We start from the raw sequence: 19448 nt of genomic DNA on the forward strand, positions 1-19448 counted from the left end.
CCGCCGAGGGCGGGCCCGGCCGCCCGGCGCTGGCCGCGCGCGTGCGCCCCGACCGGATCCCGCTCTCGCCCGCCCAGCAGCGCATGTGGGTGCTCAACCAGCTCGATCCGAGCTCGGCCGCCTACAACATCGCCATCGCCCTGCGCCTGACCGGCGCTCTGGATGTCGAGGCCATGCGCCTGGCGCTGACCGACGTGATCGCGCGGCAGGAAAGCCTGCGCACCCGCTATCCGGCCGATACCGAAGGGCCACGTCAGGTCGTCGTCGGCCTCGACGCGGCCACGCCCGCCATGCCGGTCCTCGACACCGAAGACGGTGCGCCGCTGCGGGATCGGATCACCGAGCTGGCGGGCACCGGATTCGATCTCACCAGGCAGGCGCCGCTGCGGGTCGGGCTGTTCCGGCTCGTCGACGCCGGGTCCGACGGTCTCCCCGTGCATGTGGTCGTGCTGGTGGTGCACCACATCAGCGCCGACGGCGCGTCGATGGCGCCGCTGGCGGGCGACCTGGTGGCCGCCTACTCGGCGCGCGTGGCGGGCGAGGCGCCCACCCGGGCCCCGCTCACCGTGCAGTACGCCGACTTCGCGCTGTGGCACCGCGAACTCCTCGGCAGCGCGACCGACCCGGAATCGGTGGCCGCCCAGCAGATCCGGTACTGGACCGACGCCCTCGCCGGCGCACCGGACGCGCTGGAACTGCCCACCGACCGCCCGCGACCCGCGGTGCAGACGATGCGCAGCGACGACCTCGACTTCGCGATCGACGAGCAGCTGCACCGCACGCTCATCGACGTCGCGGCCGCGAGCAATGTCAGCGTCTTCATGCTCGTGCACGCCGCGCTCGCGGTCCTGCTGGCCCGGTTGAGCGGCACCGGTGACGTCGTCATCGGCACTCCCGTCGCCGGGCGCGGCGAGGCCGCCCTGGACGACCTCGTCGGCATGTTCGTCAACACCCTGGCCCTGCGCACGCCGATCGACCCCGGCGCGAGTTTCCGGCAGGTGCTGGCCGAGGTCCGCACCACCGATCTCGACGCGTTCGCCCATGCCGACGTGCCCTTCGAACAGCTCGTCCAGGCGCTCGACCCGACCCGCTCGACCGCGCACCACCCGATCTTCCAGGTGTCGCTGTCGCTGCAGAACTTCGTCGAGCCGGTGCTGGACCTGGCCGGACTGCGGTTCGAGGTCGAGGACTTCGACCGCGACGCCTCGGCCTTCGACCTCACCCTCGACCTGCGCGAACGATTCACCGACGCCGGCCCCGCCGGGCTCGACGGCGTGCTGACCTACGCGACCGACCTGTTCGACGCGGCCACGGTGGCCGCGTTCGTGACCCGCTGGCAGCGCGTCCTGTCGGCCGTCCTCGCCGACCTCGACCTGCGGGTCGCCGATATCGACCTGCTCGACGCGGGTGAACGCGCGGAACTGATTCCGGTCCGCGGCCCGGCCACGGCGGGCACGATCACCCTGCCCCGGCTGCTCGCCGACACCGCCGCGACCTACCCCGACCATCCGGCGCTGGTCGCCGGGACCACGACGACCTACCGCGCGCTCGACGCCCGCTCGAACCAGCTGGCCCGCCTGCTGATCGACGCGGGTGCGGGCACCGAAACCGTTGTCGCCCTGGGGCTGCCCCGCTGCGCCGAGCTGCACACGGGGATCTGGGCCGCCGCGAAGGCCGGTGCCGCGTTCCTGCCGGTCGACCCGAAGCATCCGGTGGACCGCATCGATCACATGCTCACCGACTCCGGCGCCCGGGTCGGTCTCACCCTGACCGCGTACCGGGCGAGCCTGCCCGACACCACCCGCTGGCTGGTCCTCGACGACCCCGACATCGTCGCCCGGCTGCGCGCCGCCGCCGACACCCCGCTCACCGCCGACGACCTGCCCACGCCGATCCGCCTGGCGAATCCCGCCTGGATGATCTACACCTCCGGGTCGACCGGAACTCCCAAGGGCGTCACCGTCACCCATCGCGGCCTGGCCGACCTCGTGGCGGCGCAGCGGGCCGATCTCGGACTCGATGACCGGTCGCGGGTGCTCCAGGTCGCCTCGCCGAGTTTCGACGCGTCGATCTTCGAGGCGCTGATGGCGTTCGGCAGTGGTGGCGCCTGTGTGATCGCGCCGCCCGAGGTCTTCGGTGGCGCGCCGCTGGCCGAGCTGATCGCCGCCGAGGCGGTCACGCACATGGTGATCACGCCGTCGGCGCTGGCCACGATCGATCCCGCCGAGGTGTCGAGCGTGCGGGTACTCGCGGTGGCGGGCGAGGCGGTCGGCCCCGATCTGGTCGGGCGCTGGTGCGGCGGGGCCGCGGAGCGGCGGATGGTCAATCTGTACGGGCCGACCGAATACACCATCTGGGCAACGGGTTCCGCGCCGTTGTCCACGACGGAGCCGGTCACCATCGGCACCCCGATCCGGGGCGCGGCCGTGCTCGTCCTCGACGATCGGTTGCGGCCGGTACCGGTCGGCGTCGCCGGTGAGCTGTATCTGACCGGCACCGCCACCGCCCGGTGCTACCACGCCCGGCCCGGGCTGACCGCCGCGCGCTTCGTCGCCGATCCCTACGGCGCGCCCGGCGAGGTGCTCTATCGCACCGGCGATCTGGTGCGCTGGATCCGCCCGCCCGAGCTCGGGTTGACGCTGGAATACCTCGGCCGCACCGACTTCCAGGTGAAGGTGCGCGGTCAGCGCATCGAGCTCGGCGAGATCGACGCGGTGCTCGGCGGCATCGACGGCGTCGATCTCGCGGTGACACTGGGTGTGCCCGGTCCCACCGGCGCGACCGCGCTGGCGGCCTATCTGGTGCGGATGCCCGGCGCCGACCTCGATCTCGCGCGGGTGCGGGCCGTCGCCGCCGACAGTCTGCCCGCCTACATGGTGCCCGCGGCCTTCGTGGTCCTGGACGCCATCCCGGTCAACGCCGTCGGCAAACTCGATCGCAAGGCCCTGCCGGAACCGGTGTTCATCGCCGAGGAGGCGCCGTATCTGGCGCCGCGGACACCCACCGAACACGTCCTGGCCGAGGTGTACGCCGAGTTGCTCGGGCGCGACCAGGTCGGCGTCGACGATTCGTTCTTCGCCCTCGGCGGCGACAGCATCCTGGCGATCCAGCTGGTCACCCAGGCGAAACTGCGTGGGGTGCACTGCACACCGTTGCAGGTCTTCGAGCATCGCACCGTCGCGGCGCTGGCCGCCGCCGTCGACGCCGCCGGGACGGTCGAGGCGCTCGCGGAGCTGCCCGGCGGCGGGGTCGGCGACCTGCCGCTGACCCCGATCGTCCGGTACATGATCGAGCGCGGCGGCGATTTCGACCGCTTCGCCCAGACCGCGGTGCTGGAACTGCCCGTCGGCATCGAGCGCACGGACCTGGTGGCCACGCTCACCGCCGTCATCGACCGGCACGACATGCTGCGGGCCCGGCTGTGGTCCGACGAGGACGGCTGGCAGCTGCGGGTGGCGGAACCGGGCACGATCGAGGTGGACGCCCTGGTGCACCGCACCGAGATCGACGCCGCGGCCGAACCCACCGAACTGCGCGAGGACGTCCGCAGCGAACTCGACTCCGCGCTGAATCGGCTCGATCCGGCCGACGGCGTCGTGCTGCAGTTCGTCTGGCTCGATCCGGTCGGTGCCGCGGGCTCGCGCACCCGGCCCGGACGGCTGATCGTGGTGGCCCACCACCTCGCCATCGACAGTGTGTCGTGGCGAATCCTGGTGCAGGACTTGATCGGAGCCTGGGCCCAGGTGTCGGCGGGCGCCACCCCGGTGCTGGCCGAGACCGGGACCTCGATGCGGCGCTGGTCCTACGCGCTGACCGAAGCCGCGCACTCCGACCAGCGGCTGGCCGAACTCGGCTACTGGCGCGACCTCGTCGGCGGCCCCGACCCGCTGCTCGGCGGCAGGCACCTCGATCCCGCCATCGATCAGGCCCACACCGTGCGCCGGGTCGACATCGAGGTCGACGCGGACGTCACCACCGCCCTGCTCACCACGCTGCCCGGGCTGTTCCACGGCGGCGTCACCGACGCGCTGTTCGCCACGCTCGCCCTGGCGCTGGTGCGCTGGCGAGCCCGGCGCGGCGTGGACGAGAAGTCCGCGCTGCTGCGGCTCGAAGGCCATGGCAGGCAGGAGGAAGTCGTCCCCGGCGCCGACCTGTCCCGCACGATCGGCTGGTTCACCAACCTGTACCCGGTGCGGCTCGACCTGTCCGGCATCGACATCGACGACGCGTTCGCCGGCGGCCCGGCGATGGGCGCGGCCATCCGCGCGGTCAAACACGATCTGCTGTCGGTGCCGGACAAGGGCATCGGGTTCGGCCTGCTGCGCTACCTGAATCCCGAGACCGCGGCACAGCTGCCGGAGCGGCTGCCCGGCCAGATCTGCGTCAACTATCTCGGCAGGCACACCGCCGCCGAGATCCCGGCCGGGCTGGAAGGTCTCGGCTGGCTGCCCACCGACGAATTCGGCGACCTGGATGTCGGCGAACACGCCACCGTCCCGGTGATGGCGGCGATCGACATCAACGCGTTGGTGCTCGGCGACCGCCTGCGCGCCGACTTCGGTTATCCGGCAGAACTACTCGACCGCGACGACGTCGCCGAGCTGGCCCAGCTGTGGACCCGGGCCCTGGGCGCGGCGGCGCGCTTCGCCGACTCCCCGGCGGCCGAACGCGCCTCCGCCGAGGAAGCCGCCGCCATGGTCGCCGCGGCGGCCGAACCCACGGGCGCCGGCTCGAGCGGTCTCGGACTCGACGTGCTGCTGCCGATCCGGCTCGGCGGCGACAAACCCGCCCTGTTCTGTGTCCATTCCTCCTCCGGAATGTCGTGGAGCTACCTGGGATTCGCCGAGCGACTGCGGCCGGGCAGACCGATCTACGGCCTCCAGGCGCCCGACCTCAGCGGCCGCGAGCCCTCGGCCCGGTCCATCGAGGAGTTCGCGCGGCGGTATGTGCGCGAGATCCGCGCGGTCCAGCCGCAGGGCCCGTATCACCTGCTCGGCTGGTCCTTCGGCGGACTGATCGCCCATGCCATGGCGGTGCAGTTGGCCGAGGCGGGCGAGCGGGTCGGCGTGGTGGCGATGCTGGACACCGACACCGCCGATATCGACGGCGACAGCATCGAGCGCCTGTCGCCCGGCGCGTTCATCAACACCTTCGGCGCGATCTTCGGCATCGACAACGTCCCCGCCGAAGCCACCGCGCAGGAGGCGGCCGAGCTGATCGCCGCCGAACTCGGCGGGGTCGAACTCGTCGACGCGGCCACGATCGAACGGATGGCGGGCTCCTACAACGCCTCCGCCGGGACCAGAACCGGCTACCAGCGCCCGGTCTACCACGGTGACGTCCTGTATTTCACCGCCGCGGTCGACCCCGGCGAATGGATGGGTCCCGACGGCTGGCGCCCCTACGTGACCGGCGCGATCGTCGCCCACGACGTCGAGACAACGCACGACGAGCTGACCAATCCCCTCGCACTGTCGGTGATCTCGCCGGTGCTGGATGACCACATGGAAGCAGGAGACCGGACATGAGCGTCGCACCGAGCCCCACCCTCACCTCCACCGGCGGCGTGGTCGTCGAAGGGATCGAGAAGTCCTTCGGCGACGTCCACGCCCTGCGCGGCGTCGACTTCGTGGCCGCGCCCGGCGAGGTACTCGGCATCCTCGGGCCCAACGGCGCGGGCAAGACCACGATGGTGAACGTCTTGTCCACGCTCATCACCCCCGATCGGGGCCGGGCCGTGGTCGCCGGGCACGATGTCGTCACCGACCCCGCGGCGGTCCGCAAATCCATCATGCTGACCGGCCAGTACGCCGCGCTCGACGACATGCTCAGCGGCTACGAGAACCTCGTCCTGTTCGGCAGGTTGATGGGCCTGCGTAAACCGGCGGCCCGGGCCAGGGCCAAGGAACTGATCGCCGAATTCGATCTGGAGCGGGCCGCGAACCGGCGGGTCGGCACGTACTCCGGCGGCATGCGGCGGCGCATCGACATCGCCTGCGGGCTGGTGGTCCGGCCCGATGTGGTCTTCCTCGACGAGCCGACCACCGGCCTGGATCCCCGCAGCCGTCAAGGTGTCTGGGACCTGGTGCGCAGCTTCAAGAACGCGGGCATCACCACCCTGCTCACCACCCAGTACCTGGAGGAAGCCGACGCGCTCAGCGACCAGATCATCGTCATCGACCACGGCGTTGTGATCGCCTCCGGCACCGCCGACGAGCTGAAACACCGCACCGGCGGCAGCTACTGCGAGGTGGTGCCGCTCGATCTGGAGGAGATGCCCGCCATCGTCGCCGCGCTCGGCTCGCTGCTGCCCGCCGAGAATCTGGCGGCGCTGACACCGGAATCCGACCGGATCACCATCCCGGCCCCCGACGGCGCCAAGACCCTCGCCGAAGCACTGCGCCGCCTCGACGACGCGTCGGTCGAACTCGTCGACATCGCGCTGCGCCGTCCCTCGCTCGACGACGTGTTCCTCCAGCTCACCGGCCATCTGCCGACAACCGAGACGGCACCGGAGGTCGTGTCGTGACCGCCACCACCTGGCATACCCACGTCCGCGCCGCCCCGGACACCGTGCAGCAGTGGTGGGTGCTGACCACCCGGCTGATCGTGCCCTCGGTCAAGACCGGCGAGGTGCTGTCCTCGATAGTCGCGCCCGCCGCGTTCACGGCCAGCTTCTACATCCCGCTCAAGACCGTGATGATGTTCTCCGGCAACGGTTTCAGCAGCTACGCCCAGTACATGATGCCGCTGGTGATCCTGCAGGCCGCCGCCTTCACCGCCATCTCGGCGGCGTTCCGCTCGGCCACCGATTCCGTGGCCGGGCTCAACCGCCGGTTCGGCGCGATGCCGCTGCGCCCGCTGGTGCCGGTGGCGGCGCGGATGTCGGCCAACATCTTCCGGCTGCTGATCTCCTTGGCCGCGGCGATCGTGTCCGGGTACGTGATCGGTTTCCGGTTCCGGCTCGACGCCGCGCACACCCTCGGGTTCTTGGCGTTCTCGTTGCTCATCGGGATCGCGTTCACCCTCGGTGCCGATGTCATCGGCACCGTGTCCAAGAGTCCGGAGGCCACCACGCAGGCCTTGGTGTTGCCGCCGTTGATCTTCGGCATGCTCTCGACCGGTCTCGCGCCGGCGAGCCAGTTCCCGAGCTGGATCCAATGGTTCGTCCGAAATCAGCCGGTTTCCCAGTTCGCCATCGTGTTGCGGGCGCTGGCCGGTGACACCGCCGGGAACGCGGGCACGATCAGCTGGTCGCTGGTGACCCCGTCGCTGCTGTGGCTCGCGGCGATCCTGCTGATCAGCCTCCCCGTGGCCATCCGGCTGAGTTCGAGGAGGGCGTGATGACACTGCTTGCCGCTCGTACCGAGCAGACCACCACGGGTTCGGAGACCACGCCGGGCGCGCTGGTCCGGCACACCCTCATCCAGACCCAGCGCCTGCTGCTGCGCTGGGCCCGCAATCCGGTCACCCTGCTGGAGACCCTGCTCATCCCGTGCCTGCTGCTGATCATGCTCGACATCGTCGTCGGCGGGCAGATCCAGAAGTTCACCGGCGACGACGCCCTCTACGGCTCGGTCCCGATGGTCGCCATCGTCGGCGCGCTCTCCGGCGCCGTGGCCAGCGGGGTCCTGCTCGGGCGCGAACGCGACGCCGGCCTGCTGGCCCGGTTCTGGGTGCTGCCGGTGCACCGGGCCTCCGGGATCGCCTCGCGCGTGCTCGCCGAGGGCTGCCGGATCGTGCTCGGCACCATCGCCGTGGTGCTCGTCGGCGCGCTGCTGGGCTTCCGGTTTCATCAGGGTCCGCTGGCGGCGCTCGTGTTCCTGGCGGTGCCGGTGCTCTTCGGACTCGCCTTCGCCACCATCGTCACCGCGATCGCCGTCTTCACCGCGAAAGCCTCACTGGTCGAAGGCGTCACCATCCTCACCTCGCTGATGATGTTCTTCAGCACCGGCTTCGTCCCGCTGATCGCCTTCCCGACGTGGATCCAGCCGATCGTGCGCAATCAGCCGATGTCGGTCGCCGTGGACGCCATGCGCGGTCTCGCCGACGAGGGGCCGATCGCGCGGCCGCTGACCCTGACCCTGGTGTGGTGTCTGGGCGCGATCGTGCTGTTCGCGGTCCCCGCCGCGATCGGGTTCCGGCGCGCCAGCCGACGCTGAGTGGCCCCGCGAACCCGCGGCGCCGGGCCGCCCTGCCACGCAGTACCCTCGTGCGCATGCCGGTGAGCGCCCGAGTACGCACCCGATTCCGTCGCACCGCCGAGCAGGGCGTCCGCGTCCGCTCGCGTGGCGTCCTCCCCGTCGCCGCGCTGCTGTGCGTCGCCGTGGTCACCGCGGGCTGCGCGGACAAGCACGACGACGCGAGCACGATCATCCGCACCACCACCAATATCGCCGGGGCCGGTGTGGTCGGCGTGGCCAGGGACACCGCCACGGCGTGCCCGCTGCCGAGCGCCCCCGATCCCGCCGCGGGCGCGACCCGCACCGTCACCCATGCCGCCGGGACCACGCAGGTCCCCGCCGACCCGCAGCGCATCGTGGTGCTCACCAGCTCGGCGCTCGACGCCGCCTGCGCGGTGGGCCTGTGGGAGCGGGTCGCCGGCGCGGTCACCCTCGACGGTGAACGTCCGCAGCCGATGTACCTCGGCTACGGCGTGCTGAAGGTGCCGAGCATCGGCTCGATCGGGCAGCCCGATCCGGCGCGCATCGCCGCGCTGAAGCCCGACCTGATCCTCGGCGACGTCGCCCCGGCCGCCGGCGGCTACGAGGCGCTGAGCGCGATCGCCCCGACCGTCCTCATCGGCTCCGGCGGCAGCTGGCAGTCCGACTTCGCGGCCTACGCCTCCGGAATGGGCCGCGGCGCCGCCGCCGACGCCGCTCTGCGCGCCTACCTCACCGAGGCGCACGATCTCGGCCCGGCGCTCAACGCGAGCCAGTCGCAAGCCTCGGTGCTGCGTTTCACCGCCGACACCATCCAGGTCCAGGGCAGCGAGACCTTCGCGGCCCAGGTCCTGTCCGATGTCGGCGTGCAGCGCCCGACCGCGCAGCGCGGCACCTCCTACGACATCACCACCGCGGACCTGGCCACCAAGGCCGAGGGCGACATCATCTACGTGATGTTCGCGGGCAAGGCGGGCGAGGACCACGGCAAGCGGGTCCTGCGCTCGGACGAGTTCACCGAGCTCGGCGCCGCGACCGATCGTCGCGTCTTCGCCGTCGACGACAGCGTGTGGCACACCACCGGCCTGACCGCCGCCCGCGCGATCCTCACCGACCTGCGCGACAGCCTCAACGGGTACGTCACCGACTGACCGCGGGGGCTCCCAGCGAACACCCAGCGTGTTCCCAGCTCCGGCGCAGTACCCGCGCCTACCGTCGTCGGCGACACGGTACGAGCGAAGGAGCAGCGATGGACGACCACGATCTCGGACTCGGGCACGACCTGCGGGTCATGTCGCGACGGCGGATCCTCGGCATGATCGGTGCCGCGAGCCTGGCGACCGCGGCGGCGGCCTGCGCCTCGGCGACCGACTCGGGCGTCACCGACACCGCGACGACCACGCCCGACACGGCGACTCCCGCCGCCGCGCCGCAGGAGACGGCGGGCCCGTACCCGGGTGACGGGTCCAACGGACCCAATGTGCTGATCGAATCGGGCGTCGTCCGCTCCGACATCACCACCAGCTTCGGCGCGTACTCCGGTGTGGCCCAGGGTGTTCCGATGACTCTCACGCTGAACCTGCGCGATCTCGCCAAGGGCGCCGCGGGAGCGGGAATGGCCGTCTACGTCTGGCACTGCGATCGCGAGGGCCGGTACTCGCTCTACAGCGAGGGCGTCACCGAGCAGAACTACCTGCGCGGCGTCCAGGTCGCCGACGACACCGGCACCGTCCGCTTCACCTCGATCTTCCCCGCCTGCTACGCGGGTCGTTGGCCGCACATCCACTTCGAGGTCTACGACGACCTCGCCACCGCCGTGGCGGGCGACAACGCACGCCTCACCTCCCAGATCGCCCTCCCCGAGGACTCGTGCGAATCCGTCTTCGCCGCCGACTCCGGCTATTCCGCGAGCATCGAGAACATGTCCGGCGTGTCGCTGTCCTCGGACAATGTCTTCGGCGACGGCTGGGACGCCGAACTCGCCACCGTGACCGGGACACCCGCCACCACCATGGCCGTGTCCCTCACCGTCGGTGTCGCCGCGAAGTCCCAGAACACCCAGTCCGGCACCGGTTCTCCCGGCACCCCACCCGGCGGCAGTGGCCCCGCGGGCCCTCCGCCCGGCGGTCAGGGCCCCGGTGGTGGGCCATCACCCCGGTAACCGGCCACCGACGCCCCGCGCGGCGGAGAGGTCGTCGGCCGTCAATCGAATTGCACGGTCGCGAGCATGTCGCGCGCGAGTTGTTCGGGATCGGCCGACGAGGCCAGCTCCGACCCGTCCAGCGCGCCCTCCCGCCACAGCGTCGCGAACCCGTGCACCAGTGACCAGGCGGCGAGCCGGGTCGACCGCTGGCGATCGGGCGACTGCCCGGCCTGCATCTCGGCGATCCCCGATCGCAAGGCCGCGCCCGATCGTTCTCGGGCAGCGCGTAGTTCGGGGTCGTCGGCGCGCAGCACCTCGCGCCGGTACATGATGTCGAACCGGCCGGGGTTGGCCAGCGCGAAGCGGATGTAGGCGACGGCGACCTCGCGCATGTCCGCACCCGCGGCCGCCAATTCCGTGGCCAGCAGGTCGAATCCCTCGATCGCCAAGGCGGTGAACAGGCCCGCCCGGTCGCCGAAGTGGTGTGCGGGGGCCGCGTGGGAGACCCCGGCCCGGCGCGCCAGCGCGCGCAGCGACACCGCCTCGACGCCCTCGGCCGCGATCTGCTCGGCCGCCGAGTCCAGCAGCGCCGCCCGCAGATCCCCGTGGTGATACCCGGTCTTGGTCATGCCTCGATCCTGACGCACAAACTTGTCATTGACAAGTTCAGCGTTCGGTGCCAATCTTTCCAGTGTCAAGATTGGCAGCAGGCCAGTCGGCACCGCTTCGAGGAGTTCCCATGGCCCCGTTCATCGTTCTCGCCGTCGTCACCGCCCTGGCCAGGCTGATCGGCCTGCTCACCGGAGTGTCCTGGCTGGATTCCTGGCCCCGCGCGATCGCCCTCGGCCTGGCCGCCATGTTCACTCTCACCGCGAGCGCCCACTTCCTCGAACCCCGCCGGACGGCCCTGATCGCCATGGTCCCGCCCCGCCTCCCCAACGCGGCCGCGCTGGTCACACTCACCGGCATCCTCGAACTGGCAGGTGCTCTCGGCTTGCTGATCCCGGCCACCGCCCCGCTCGCCGCCGCCGGACTGTTCGTCCTGCTACTGGTCATGTTCCCGGCCAATGTCCGCGCGGCCCGCGCCGATCTGGGCATCAAGACCATGCCCCTGCCCGCCCGCACCGCCCTCCAGGCACTGTTCCTCGCCGCCTGCGCGGTGGTGGTCGCGGCCTGAGCGGGCGGCCCGCCGCACCGCTCTCGCCGGGTCCGGCGCGGTCGGGGCCGCGCCGTCAACGCCCTGCCGTCGCGCCGGCGGCGCCGTCCCGGTCGCGTCGACCACGGAGCGGATCGCCCTCGGCTTCGCGCCGTAACCTCCAGCGCGGCACCCTGATCCGCGACAAGAGGAGTTCCGCGATCAGCGACCGGCGTATTTTTCGGCGGCGGCCGCCAACCCCAGGTGCACGATGTCGGTGAAGGTCGTGAGATCGCGGATGAGGGTGTCGATCTCGCCGGTGGTACCCGCCGCGGTCTGGTGCAGCCAGTCGGCGACGGTGTCGAACAGGCCGCCGATCGTGGAGACGGCGAGGGCGTGCAGGTCGATGCCGATGCCCGCGGCGGGGACGAACTCGTATTCGCGCCACAGGGTTTCGAGGAACTGGGCGGCCCAGCGGCGGTTCGTGCGGCGCTGCTGTTCGACCTTGGCGGAGATGCCGCTGGCCTCCCCGAAGGTGACCTGGGCGACGCGGGGATCGTCGACGAGCGAGTGCGCGAAGGCCGCCACCACCACCGACACCACCTCGTCGCGCCCGCCGGTGCACTCGGCCAGCGCGGTGGCGACCTCGGCCTGGGCGCGTTCGCTGAGCTGCTGGAGCAGGGCCAGGTAGCAGGACTCCTTGCTGTCGAACAGTTCGTAGAAGGCCTTGTTGCCGACGAAGGCGGTCTGACAGATCTGCTCGATCGCCGTGTTGACGTAGCCGTCGACGGCGATGAGCTCGAACGCGGCGGCCAGGATCTGCTCACGCCGGCGGGCGCGGCGCTGCTCGGCGTCCAGACCCTGGATGCGCCGGGAGCGAACGGGACTCTTCTCGGTCGACGTCACGCAGCTCAGCCTACCGATCGCGCAATATGAACAAGAACTCTTGTTACTAACAAGAGAACCTGCTGTAATCAGCATCACCTACCGAAGGAGATGCCATGCAGCGCAGCACGGCCACCCACCGATCCCGACGCCTCGGCGCCCCCGCCCTGCTGGCCGCCGCCGTGCTGGCGATGACCGCCGGTCCCGCCGTGGCCGAGGATTTCCAGCTCCCCCCGTTGCCGAACGAGGCCCAGGTGTATCCGGCGGTCGTACCGCTGCCGACCCCGCAGCAGGACCCCTGGTACGACGACCCGGCCGATATCGCGGCCTACGCCAACGGCGAGGTGATCCGCACCCGCGTCGTACAGACCTACGCGCTCGGCATCCCGGTCCCGGTGCACACCACCCAGCTCCTGTTCCGCAGCACCGACGCCCGCGACAACCCGATCGCCACCGCGACCACCGTGCTGATGCCGGGCATCCCGTGGCTGGGTCCCGGTGCGCGCCCGCTGATCTCGTACCAGGAGGCGATCGACAGCCTCGGCAGGCAGTGCAATCCGTCGTACACGCTGCGGGCGGGCATCCAGAAGGAGGTCGCGCTGATCGGCCAGTTCCTGGCCGCGGGCGCGGCGGTGGTGGTCACCGACTTCGACGGCAAGCGCAACACGATCATGTCCCCGAGCGAGGGCCGGATGGTGCTCGACGGCATCCGGGCCGCCCAGCGCGGCGGACTCGGTCTCGAGGCGTCGCCGGTGGGCCTGTGGGGGTACTCCGGCGGCGGCAATGCCTCGGCGTCGGCCGCCGAACAGCACCGCGGCTACGCGCCCGAGCTCGCGCTGCGCGCCAGCGCCCAGGGCGGTATCCCCGGCGACAAGGTCGCGATCGCGCCGTTCGCCATCTCGGGCACCCAGCCGCAGGCCAACTTCACCGGCTGGCTGGCCATTCTCGGGCTGGCTCGCGAATACCCCGAGTTCGATCAGGCCCTGCAGACCTACCTGACGCCGGAGGGCAAGCAGGTCGCCCGCGATCTGGCGGACCGCTGCCTCTACACCGCGGTCGGCTCCACACTGCTGCGCCCGGTCGCCGACTACCTGACCGACCCGGCCGCCGCGCTGGCCGCCGCCCACGAGGGATTGGCAGCGGCGAGCTTCGGCCGTCCCGAGAACACCCCGGACATCCCGCTGCTCATGTGGCATTCGACCACCGATCAGCTGCTGCCCGCCGAACTGGCCATCGACGAGATCGCCGCCGCCTACTGCGCGCGCGGGGTGAACATGCGCATGTTCCGGGTGCCGATGTCGGAGCACATCAGCGCCGAGATCGTCCCCGAGCTCGGCACCGTCGCCTGGCTGCTGGCGGTCACCGCCGGCGCCGACCCGGGGCCGACGCTGTGCTGAGCCGATCCACGTCCACTCGCCCCCAGGGAGATCCACCATGAGCCCATCGACCTGGACGCACACCGCGTCGACCATCGCGCGCCAGCTGCGCGCCATGCAGCGTGCCGGACTGATCGATCTGCGGCGCCCCGATCGACTCGTCCACACCGCCCGCGCGATGCGCGTCTACGGCCCGATCGCCGGCGGCATCCTGACCTCGGCCAGGCGCACCCCGGACCGGATCGCGCTGGTCGACGGCGCACATCGGATCAGCTACGGCGACCTCGACCGAAGCACCGACGCGATCGCCGCCCGCTGGCACGCCGAGGGCGTCACCGCGCGCGACACCATCGGCGTGCTCTGCCCCGACGGACTGCGCCTGGTGCAGACCATGGCCGCCGCGGCGAAACTCGGCGCGCGACTGGTGCTGCTCAACACCGGGTTCGGTGCTGCGCAGTTGCGGGATGTGCTGTCCAGGGAAAAGGTCGCGGCGCTGGTCCTGGACCCGAGTCTGGCCGCGCTCGCCGACACGCTCCCCGAGGGGGTGGTCCTGCTCGACACCGAGGGCCCCGAGACCGGGGCGCGGGCGCCCGTTCCAGCCGAGCAGGGCGGTTTCGTCCTGCTCACCGGGGGCACCACCGGAACACCCAAAGGCGCGCCACGTCGGGTCGAATCGCCTTTGGCGGGCGCGCAATTCGTCGACCGGGTGCCGCTGCGGCGCGGGCAGACGGTGCTGCTGTGCGCTCCGCTGTTCCACGGTACCGCGCTGTCCCAGTTCATCCTGTCGCTGAATCTGGGCTCGACGATCGTGCTGCACGGCAAGTTCGACGCCCGCCGCGCCCTGGACCAGATCGCCGAACACCGCGCCGACATGATCGTGCTCGTCCCGACGATGCTGCGCCGCATCCTCGATCTGGGCCCGGAAACGTTGTCCGCCACCGACACCGGTTCGCTGCGGATCGTGTTCACCGCGGGCGCCGCGCTCCCGTCGGCCCTGGGCAGCAGGGCGATCGAGGTCTTCGGCCCGGTGATCTACAACTTCTACGGCTGCACCGAGACCGGCACCGCCACCGTCGCCACGCCACAGGACTGGCTCGCCGCGCCGGGCACGGTCGGCCGGGCGCCGGTCGGGATCACGGTGGCGCTCTACGACGGCGACACCAGGGTGACCACCCCGGGCGCGGTCGGCACCGTGTATGTCGGCAACTCGATCGCCTTCCACGGGTACTCCGGTGGGGGTTCCAAACAGCTCAGGGGCGGGTTGATGAGCACCGGCGACCTGGGCCACTTCGATACCGAGGGCAGGCTTTTCATCGACGGACGCGACGACGACATGATCGTCTCCGGCGGCGAGAACGTCTTCCCCGGCGAGATCGAGGACCTGCTCTACCGGCACCCTGCCGTGACCGAGGCCGCGGTGATCGGGGTGCCCGACGAGGAGTTCGGGCAGCGGCTGGCCGCGTTCGTGGTCCGGGCGGGCGAGCTCGACGCCGACGCCGTCCGCGCCTACGTGAAGTCGCGTCTGGCCCGGTTCAAAGCCCCGCGCGATGTGGTGTTCGTCGACGAACTCCCGCGCACGCCGACCGGCAAGATCGACCGCATCGGCCTGGCGGCACTGCGCTGAGCAGGTGGCGGCGACGAGGGGTCGCCGCCACCGTGGGACTCATGCGCGGTCGAGTGCGGCGGCCAGCACGGGTCCGATGGTGGTCAGGGCGCTCGGGCCGGTGATGTCCCAGTGGGTGGCGTCGACGGCGACATCGCGGATAGCGCCGTCGATGTGGTCGCGCCACGCCCCCGCGGCTCGGCCCGCGCCGCGGTCGTCGCGGCCCGCGGTGAAGAACAGCAGGTCGCCGTGGAAGACACGGGGGCGGTGCGCCGCGCCGATGACCTGGGCGTGCAGGATGCCCGCGATGATCCGGTGCACCCGCTCGGCGGTCAGTTCCGTGAACGGTCCGGGCAGCTCGGCCACCAGTGCGACCGCGTCGTCGGGTGTGAATTCGCCGATGGGCGTGACCAACTCGTGGTCGGTACCGAACTGACCGAGCAGATCACCGACCGTCACCGGTGTCTGGCTGCGGTATTCGACGTCCCCGACGAAGGAGTCCAGCATGGCCAGTACCGTCACCCGCTCGCCCAGGTCCTGCAAGCGCACGGCCATGGCGTGGGCGATGACCCCGCCGACGCACCAGCCCAGCAGCCGGTACGGCCCGTGCGGCTGGACGGCCCTGATCCGCGCCACGTAGTCGGCGGCGAGCGCGTCCAGCGACTCCGGCAGCGGCGCCTCCTCGGCGATGGCCGGTGCCTGCAATCCATAGACCGGGCAGTCGAGTTCGCCGGTCAGCCCGGCGAAACTCCAGGCCAAACCGACCACCGGATGCACGCAGAACAGCGGTGCGCCGCGCCCCTGCCCGCGCAGGGCGAGCACCGGTGTCAGCAGGGAGGCGTCCTCGCCCGCCGTGTTCTCGGCGATGCGGCGGGCCAAGCCTGCCGGGGTGGGGTCGGTGAACAGCCACAGCAGTGGGAGGTCGGTGGCCAGCTCGGCCCGCAGACGCGCCACCACTCGGGTGGCGACCATCGAGTTGCCGCCGAGATCGAAGAACGAGTCGTCGGCGCCGACCCGGTCGCGGCCGAGGAGTTCGGCGTACACGGCGGCGACGCACTGTTCGACGGCGCCCGCCGGGGCACGGTAGGCGGCCGAACCGAACTCCGGGCTCGGCAGCGACGTGAGCGCGAGCTTGCCGTTCGCCGTCAGCGGCAGACTGTCGATGACGACGACCGCCGCCGGAATCTGATGCTCCGGCAGCCGGTCTCGCAGCTGGGCGCGGACCTCGGGGCCGCTGATCGCCTCACCGCCGCCGGGCACGACGTAGCCGATCAGCTGTCGTCCGGTCGCCGGATCGTCGCGCACCACCACGACCGCGGCGCCGATCCCCGGGCACTCCAGCAGCGCCACCTCGACCTCGGCCGGTTCGATGCGGTAGCCGCGGATCTTCACCTGGCGGTCCGCGCGACCGAAGTGCTCGAGCGTGCCCGCGCGAGTCCAGCGGCCGAGATCGCCCGAGCGATACAGGATGCCGCCCGCCACCGCGGGATCCGCGATGTAGCGGGTGGCGGTGAGGCCGGGCCGGTGCAGATAGCCCCGGGTCACCTGGGCACCGCCGACGTAGATCTCGCCCAGGACGCCGGCCGGCACCGGCCGCAGCCGATCGTCGAGCACCCGCACGACGAGCCCGTCGAACGGTCGGCCGACCGGGCTGCCCGCGCGATCGTGCGCGCCGGCGGCGAGGGTCGTGTGGGTGAGGTGCACGGTGGTCTCGGTGATGCCGAACATGTTGACCAGCTCGGGTCCGCCCGTGCCGTGCCGGTCGTACCAGGCGGCGAGTCGGCGCGGGTCGAGCGCCTCGCCGCCGAAGACGATGCGCCGCAGAGACAGTGGTGGAGCACCCGTGGCCCGTGCGTCGGCGTCGTCCAGCCCGGCGAAGGCCGACGGGGTCTGGCCGAGGATCGAGACCTGTTCGCGCACCAGGAGTTCCCGCAGGTGCTCGGGTGAGCGCGCGGTGTCCTGGTCCACCACCACCAGGGCCGCCCCGGTGGTGAGCGCACCCCACAGCTCCCACACCGAGAAGTCGAAGGCCGTCGCGTGGAACAGGGCCCAGACATCGGTGGACCGGGTCGACAGCACCCGCCGGGTCCGGTCGAGCATGGCGACGACCTCGCGATGTTGCACCGCGACGCCTTTCGGTGTGCCGGTCGTCCCGGAGGTATAGATCACGTAGGCGAGATTCGCCGCGTGGATCGTGCCGTCCGTTCCTGTGGCGAGCCGAGGCTGTGACCCGCGCACCGCGTCGGGCTCGCGCCGCGCACCGGTCGGCCGCCGATCTTCGGCGTCGACGTGCGCGGGGTGGGTGACACGATAGGCCGAGAGTGCTCGCGGCTCAGACGTATCCGACGAGGCGTCCCCACCGGACGTGCGGTGCGGCGGGCCCGGGTCGGTGTGCCGGACCACGAGCCCTTCGGCGATCACGCACACCGGTCGCGCGTCGGCCAGCAGGTAGTCGATCCGCTCGCGGGGGTTCCCTGGGTCGAGGGGAACGTAGGCCGCGCCGCTGCGCACCACCGCGACGATCGCCACCACCAGCTCGGCCGAGCGCGGCACCACGACGGCGACCCGTCGCTCCGGCCCCGCCCCGTGCGCCACGAGTTCCCGGGCCAGGGCCGCGCTGCGGTCATCGAGGTCCTGATAGGTGAGGGTGGTCTCCCCCGCGCGCACGGCCACCGCGTGCCGGTGCCGATGCGCGGCGACGTCGAACAGATCGCGCAGCGTGCGGTGGTCGAGGCGGGTCACGACGGGTGCCGGCGCCGGGTCGACCAGCACGATGTCACCGACCGTCCGTCCCGGTTCGGCGGCGACCGCGCGGGCGATGCGCTCGATCGTCTCGGCGAACCGGGCGATGGTGTCGCGGTCGAACAGGTCGGTCGCGTAGGTGAGCGCCAGGCCCACGGTGTCGGCCGTCGGGTTCGACATCGTCAGCTGGAGGTCGAATTTCGCCGGTGTCGCGGTCGGCGCGACGGGTTCGACAACGAGCCCGCCGAGGTCGGCCCCGACCGCCTCGACCCGGGTCTCGGCGGTGAGCACGACCTGGAACAGCGGATGGTGGGCCCGGGTGCGCGGCGGATCGAGCGCCTCGACGACCCGTTCGAACGGAATGTCGGCGTTGGCCAGCGCGCCGAGGTCGATATCGCGGACCCGGGTGAGCAGCGCGGTGAAGGACTGCGCGAGATCGACGCTCGTGCGCAGCACCACCATCGCGACGAACATGCCGACGAGGTCGTCCAGTTCGGGGCCACCGCGCCCGGCCACCGGAGTGCCGATGGCGATATCGGAGCCAGCGCCCGATCGGGCCAGCGCGACCGCGAGCACGGCATGCACCACCATGAACTGGGTCGCGCCGTGCGCCACCGCGATCCGGCGCAGGGCGGCGGTGAGCTCGGCGTCGAGGGTGACCTCGTACAGCGCGCCGCGTCCGGAGGCCACCGGCGGGTGCGGACGGTCGACGGGCAGGGCCAGCCGGGGCGCCAGCCCGGACAGCCGAGCCCGCCAGTACCGCAGTTGACTGTCGAAGGTCGCCGCACCGGCGGGATCTGCCGACCACTCCTGGTGTGCCAGTGCGTAATCGGCGTAGGTGACGGGCAGCGGCGGCAGTTCCGGCGCCGAGTGCCGGAGCCGCGCGGCGTACGCGCCGAGCAGATCCCGCAGCAGGGGGCCCAGCGACCAGCCGTCGGCGCTGATGTGGTGCACGACCACGGTCAGCGCATGGTCGTGGTCATCGAGCCTGAACAGCCTGGTGCGCAGCGGCAGGTCGACGGTGAGATCGAAACCGGCCGTAGCGAATTCGGCCACCATGTCCATGATTTCCGTGGAGCGCACCGGCACCGGGGTGAGGGTGGTGCGCGCGTGATCGATCGGGACGATGTGCTGAATACCGACGCCGTCCCGATCGGGGTAGCGGGTGCGCAGTGGTTCGTGCCGCGCGACCACATCGTCGAGGGCGGCGCGCAGCACGTCGATCGACAGCGGCCCACGCAGCCGCACCGTCAGCGCGATATTGTCCGCCGGCGAACGGTGGTCGATCCGGTTGAGCACCCACAGACGCTGCTGGGCAGGCGCCAGCGGCACCGGCTCCGGCCGGGCGCGCCGGGTCACCGGCGGTCGCGGCGCCGCCTGCGCCAGGTGGCGGATCGCGACG

The 19448-nt window shown here is 71.6% G+C and carries 12 protein-coding genes; 9 read left to right on the forward strand and 3 right to left on the reverse strand.

All coding sequences use genetic code 11. The annotated features are described in order from the left end of the window. The 6 genes from V8688_RS25655 to V8688_RS25680 all read left to right on the forward strand — a co-directional run. Positions 1–5528 (forward strand): amino acid adenylation domain-containing protein (locus V8688_RS25655; RefSeq protein ID WP_342801867.1); only part of this gene is annotated, 5528 nt, incomplete at its 5' end. Further along, complete coding sequence (locus V8688_RS25660; protein WP_316575700.1) at positions 5525–6529, forward strand: ATP-binding cassette domain-containing protein; 1005 nt, start codon at positions 5525–5527, stop codon at positions 6527–6529. The genes V8688_RS25655 and V8688_RS25660, both read left to right, overlap by 4 nt. Beyond that, positions 6526–7344 carry an ABC transporter permease gene (locus V8688_RS25665; protein WP_316575701.1) on the forward strand — a complete coding sequence of 273 codons (819 nt, stop codon included), beginning with the start codon at positions 6526–6528 and terminating at the stop codon, positions 7342–7344. The genes V8688_RS25660 and V8688_RS25665 overlap by 4 nt, the downstream gene beginning before the upstream one ends. Continuing rightward, the gene (locus V8688_RS25670) at positions 7344–8162 is read left to right on the forward strand and encodes an ABC transporter permease (RefSeq protein ID WP_316575702.1); all 819 of its coding nucleotides are present in this window, start codon (positions 7344–7346) and stop codon (positions 8160–8162) included. The genes V8688_RS25665 and V8688_RS25670 overlap by 1 nt, the downstream gene beginning before the upstream one ends. 56 nt (positions 8163–8218) lie before the next feature. Further along, complete coding sequence (locus V8688_RS25675) at positions 8219–9313, forward strand: ABC transporter substrate-binding protein (protein ID WP_342801868.1); 1095 nt, start codon at positions 8219–8221, stop codon at positions 9311–9313. Between the two features lie 98 nt (positions 9314–9411). Beyond that, complete coding sequence (locus V8688_RS25680) at positions 9412–10323, forward strand: dioxygenase (RefSeq protein WP_218715942.1); 912 nt, start codon at positions 9412–9414, stop codon at positions 10321–10323. Between the two features lie 41 nt (positions 10324–10364). Here the strand turns inward: V8688_RS25680 and V8688_RS25685 are convergent, their stop codons facing one another. After that, positions 10365–10934, reverse strand: a complete 570-nt coding sequence (locus V8688_RS25685; RefSeq protein WP_218715941.1) for a TetR/AcrR family transcriptional regulator — start codon at positions 10932–10934, stop codon at positions 10365–10367. Between the two features lie 110 nt (positions 10935–11044). Here V8688_RS25685 and V8688_RS25690 point away from each other — a divergent pair, with 110 nt between their 5' ends. Next, positions 11045–11482, forward strand: coding sequence for a DoxX family protein (locus V8688_RS25690; protein WP_218715940.1), 438 nt, complete (start codon positions 11045–11047; stop codon positions 11480–11482). Positions 11483–11662: 180 nt separating this feature from the next. On the opposite strand, the gene V8688_RS25695 is transcribed toward V8688_RS25690, so the two are convergent. Beyond that, positions 11663–12346 (reverse strand): TetR/AcrR family transcriptional regulator, encoded by a 684-nt coding sequence (locus V8688_RS25695; RefSeq protein WP_308248374.1) that lies wholly within the window; start codon positions 12344–12346, stop codon positions 11663–11665. A 95-nt stretch (positions 12347–12441) separates the two neighbouring features. Here V8688_RS25695 and V8688_RS25700 point away from each other — a divergent pair, with 95 nt between their 5' ends. Next, positions 12442–13722 carry a lipase family protein gene (locus V8688_RS25700; RefSeq protein WP_218716693.1) on the forward strand — a complete coding sequence of 427 codons (1281 nt, stop codon included), beginning with the start codon at positions 12442–12444 and terminating at the stop codon, positions 13720–13722. Positions 13723–13759: 37 nt separating this feature from the next. After that, positions 13760–15325 (forward strand): AMP-binding protein, encoded by a 1566-nt coding sequence (locus V8688_RS25705; protein WP_342801869.1) that lies wholly within the window; start codon positions 13760–13762, stop codon positions 15323–15325. Positions 15326–15364: 39 nt separating this feature from the next. Here V8688_RS25705 and V8688_RS25710 read toward each other — a convergent pair. Continuing rightward, a partial coding sequence (locus V8688_RS25710) for an amino acid adenylation domain-containing protein (RefSeq protein WP_342801870.1) occupies positions 15365–19448 on the reverse strand: 4084 nt, incomplete at its 5' end.

This window comes from Nocardia sp. No.11 (assembly GCF_038752175.1).
GTDB classification, from domain to species: domain Bacteria; phylum Actinomycetota; class Actinomycetes; order Mycobacteriales; family Mycobacteriaceae; genus Nocardia; species Nocardia canadensis.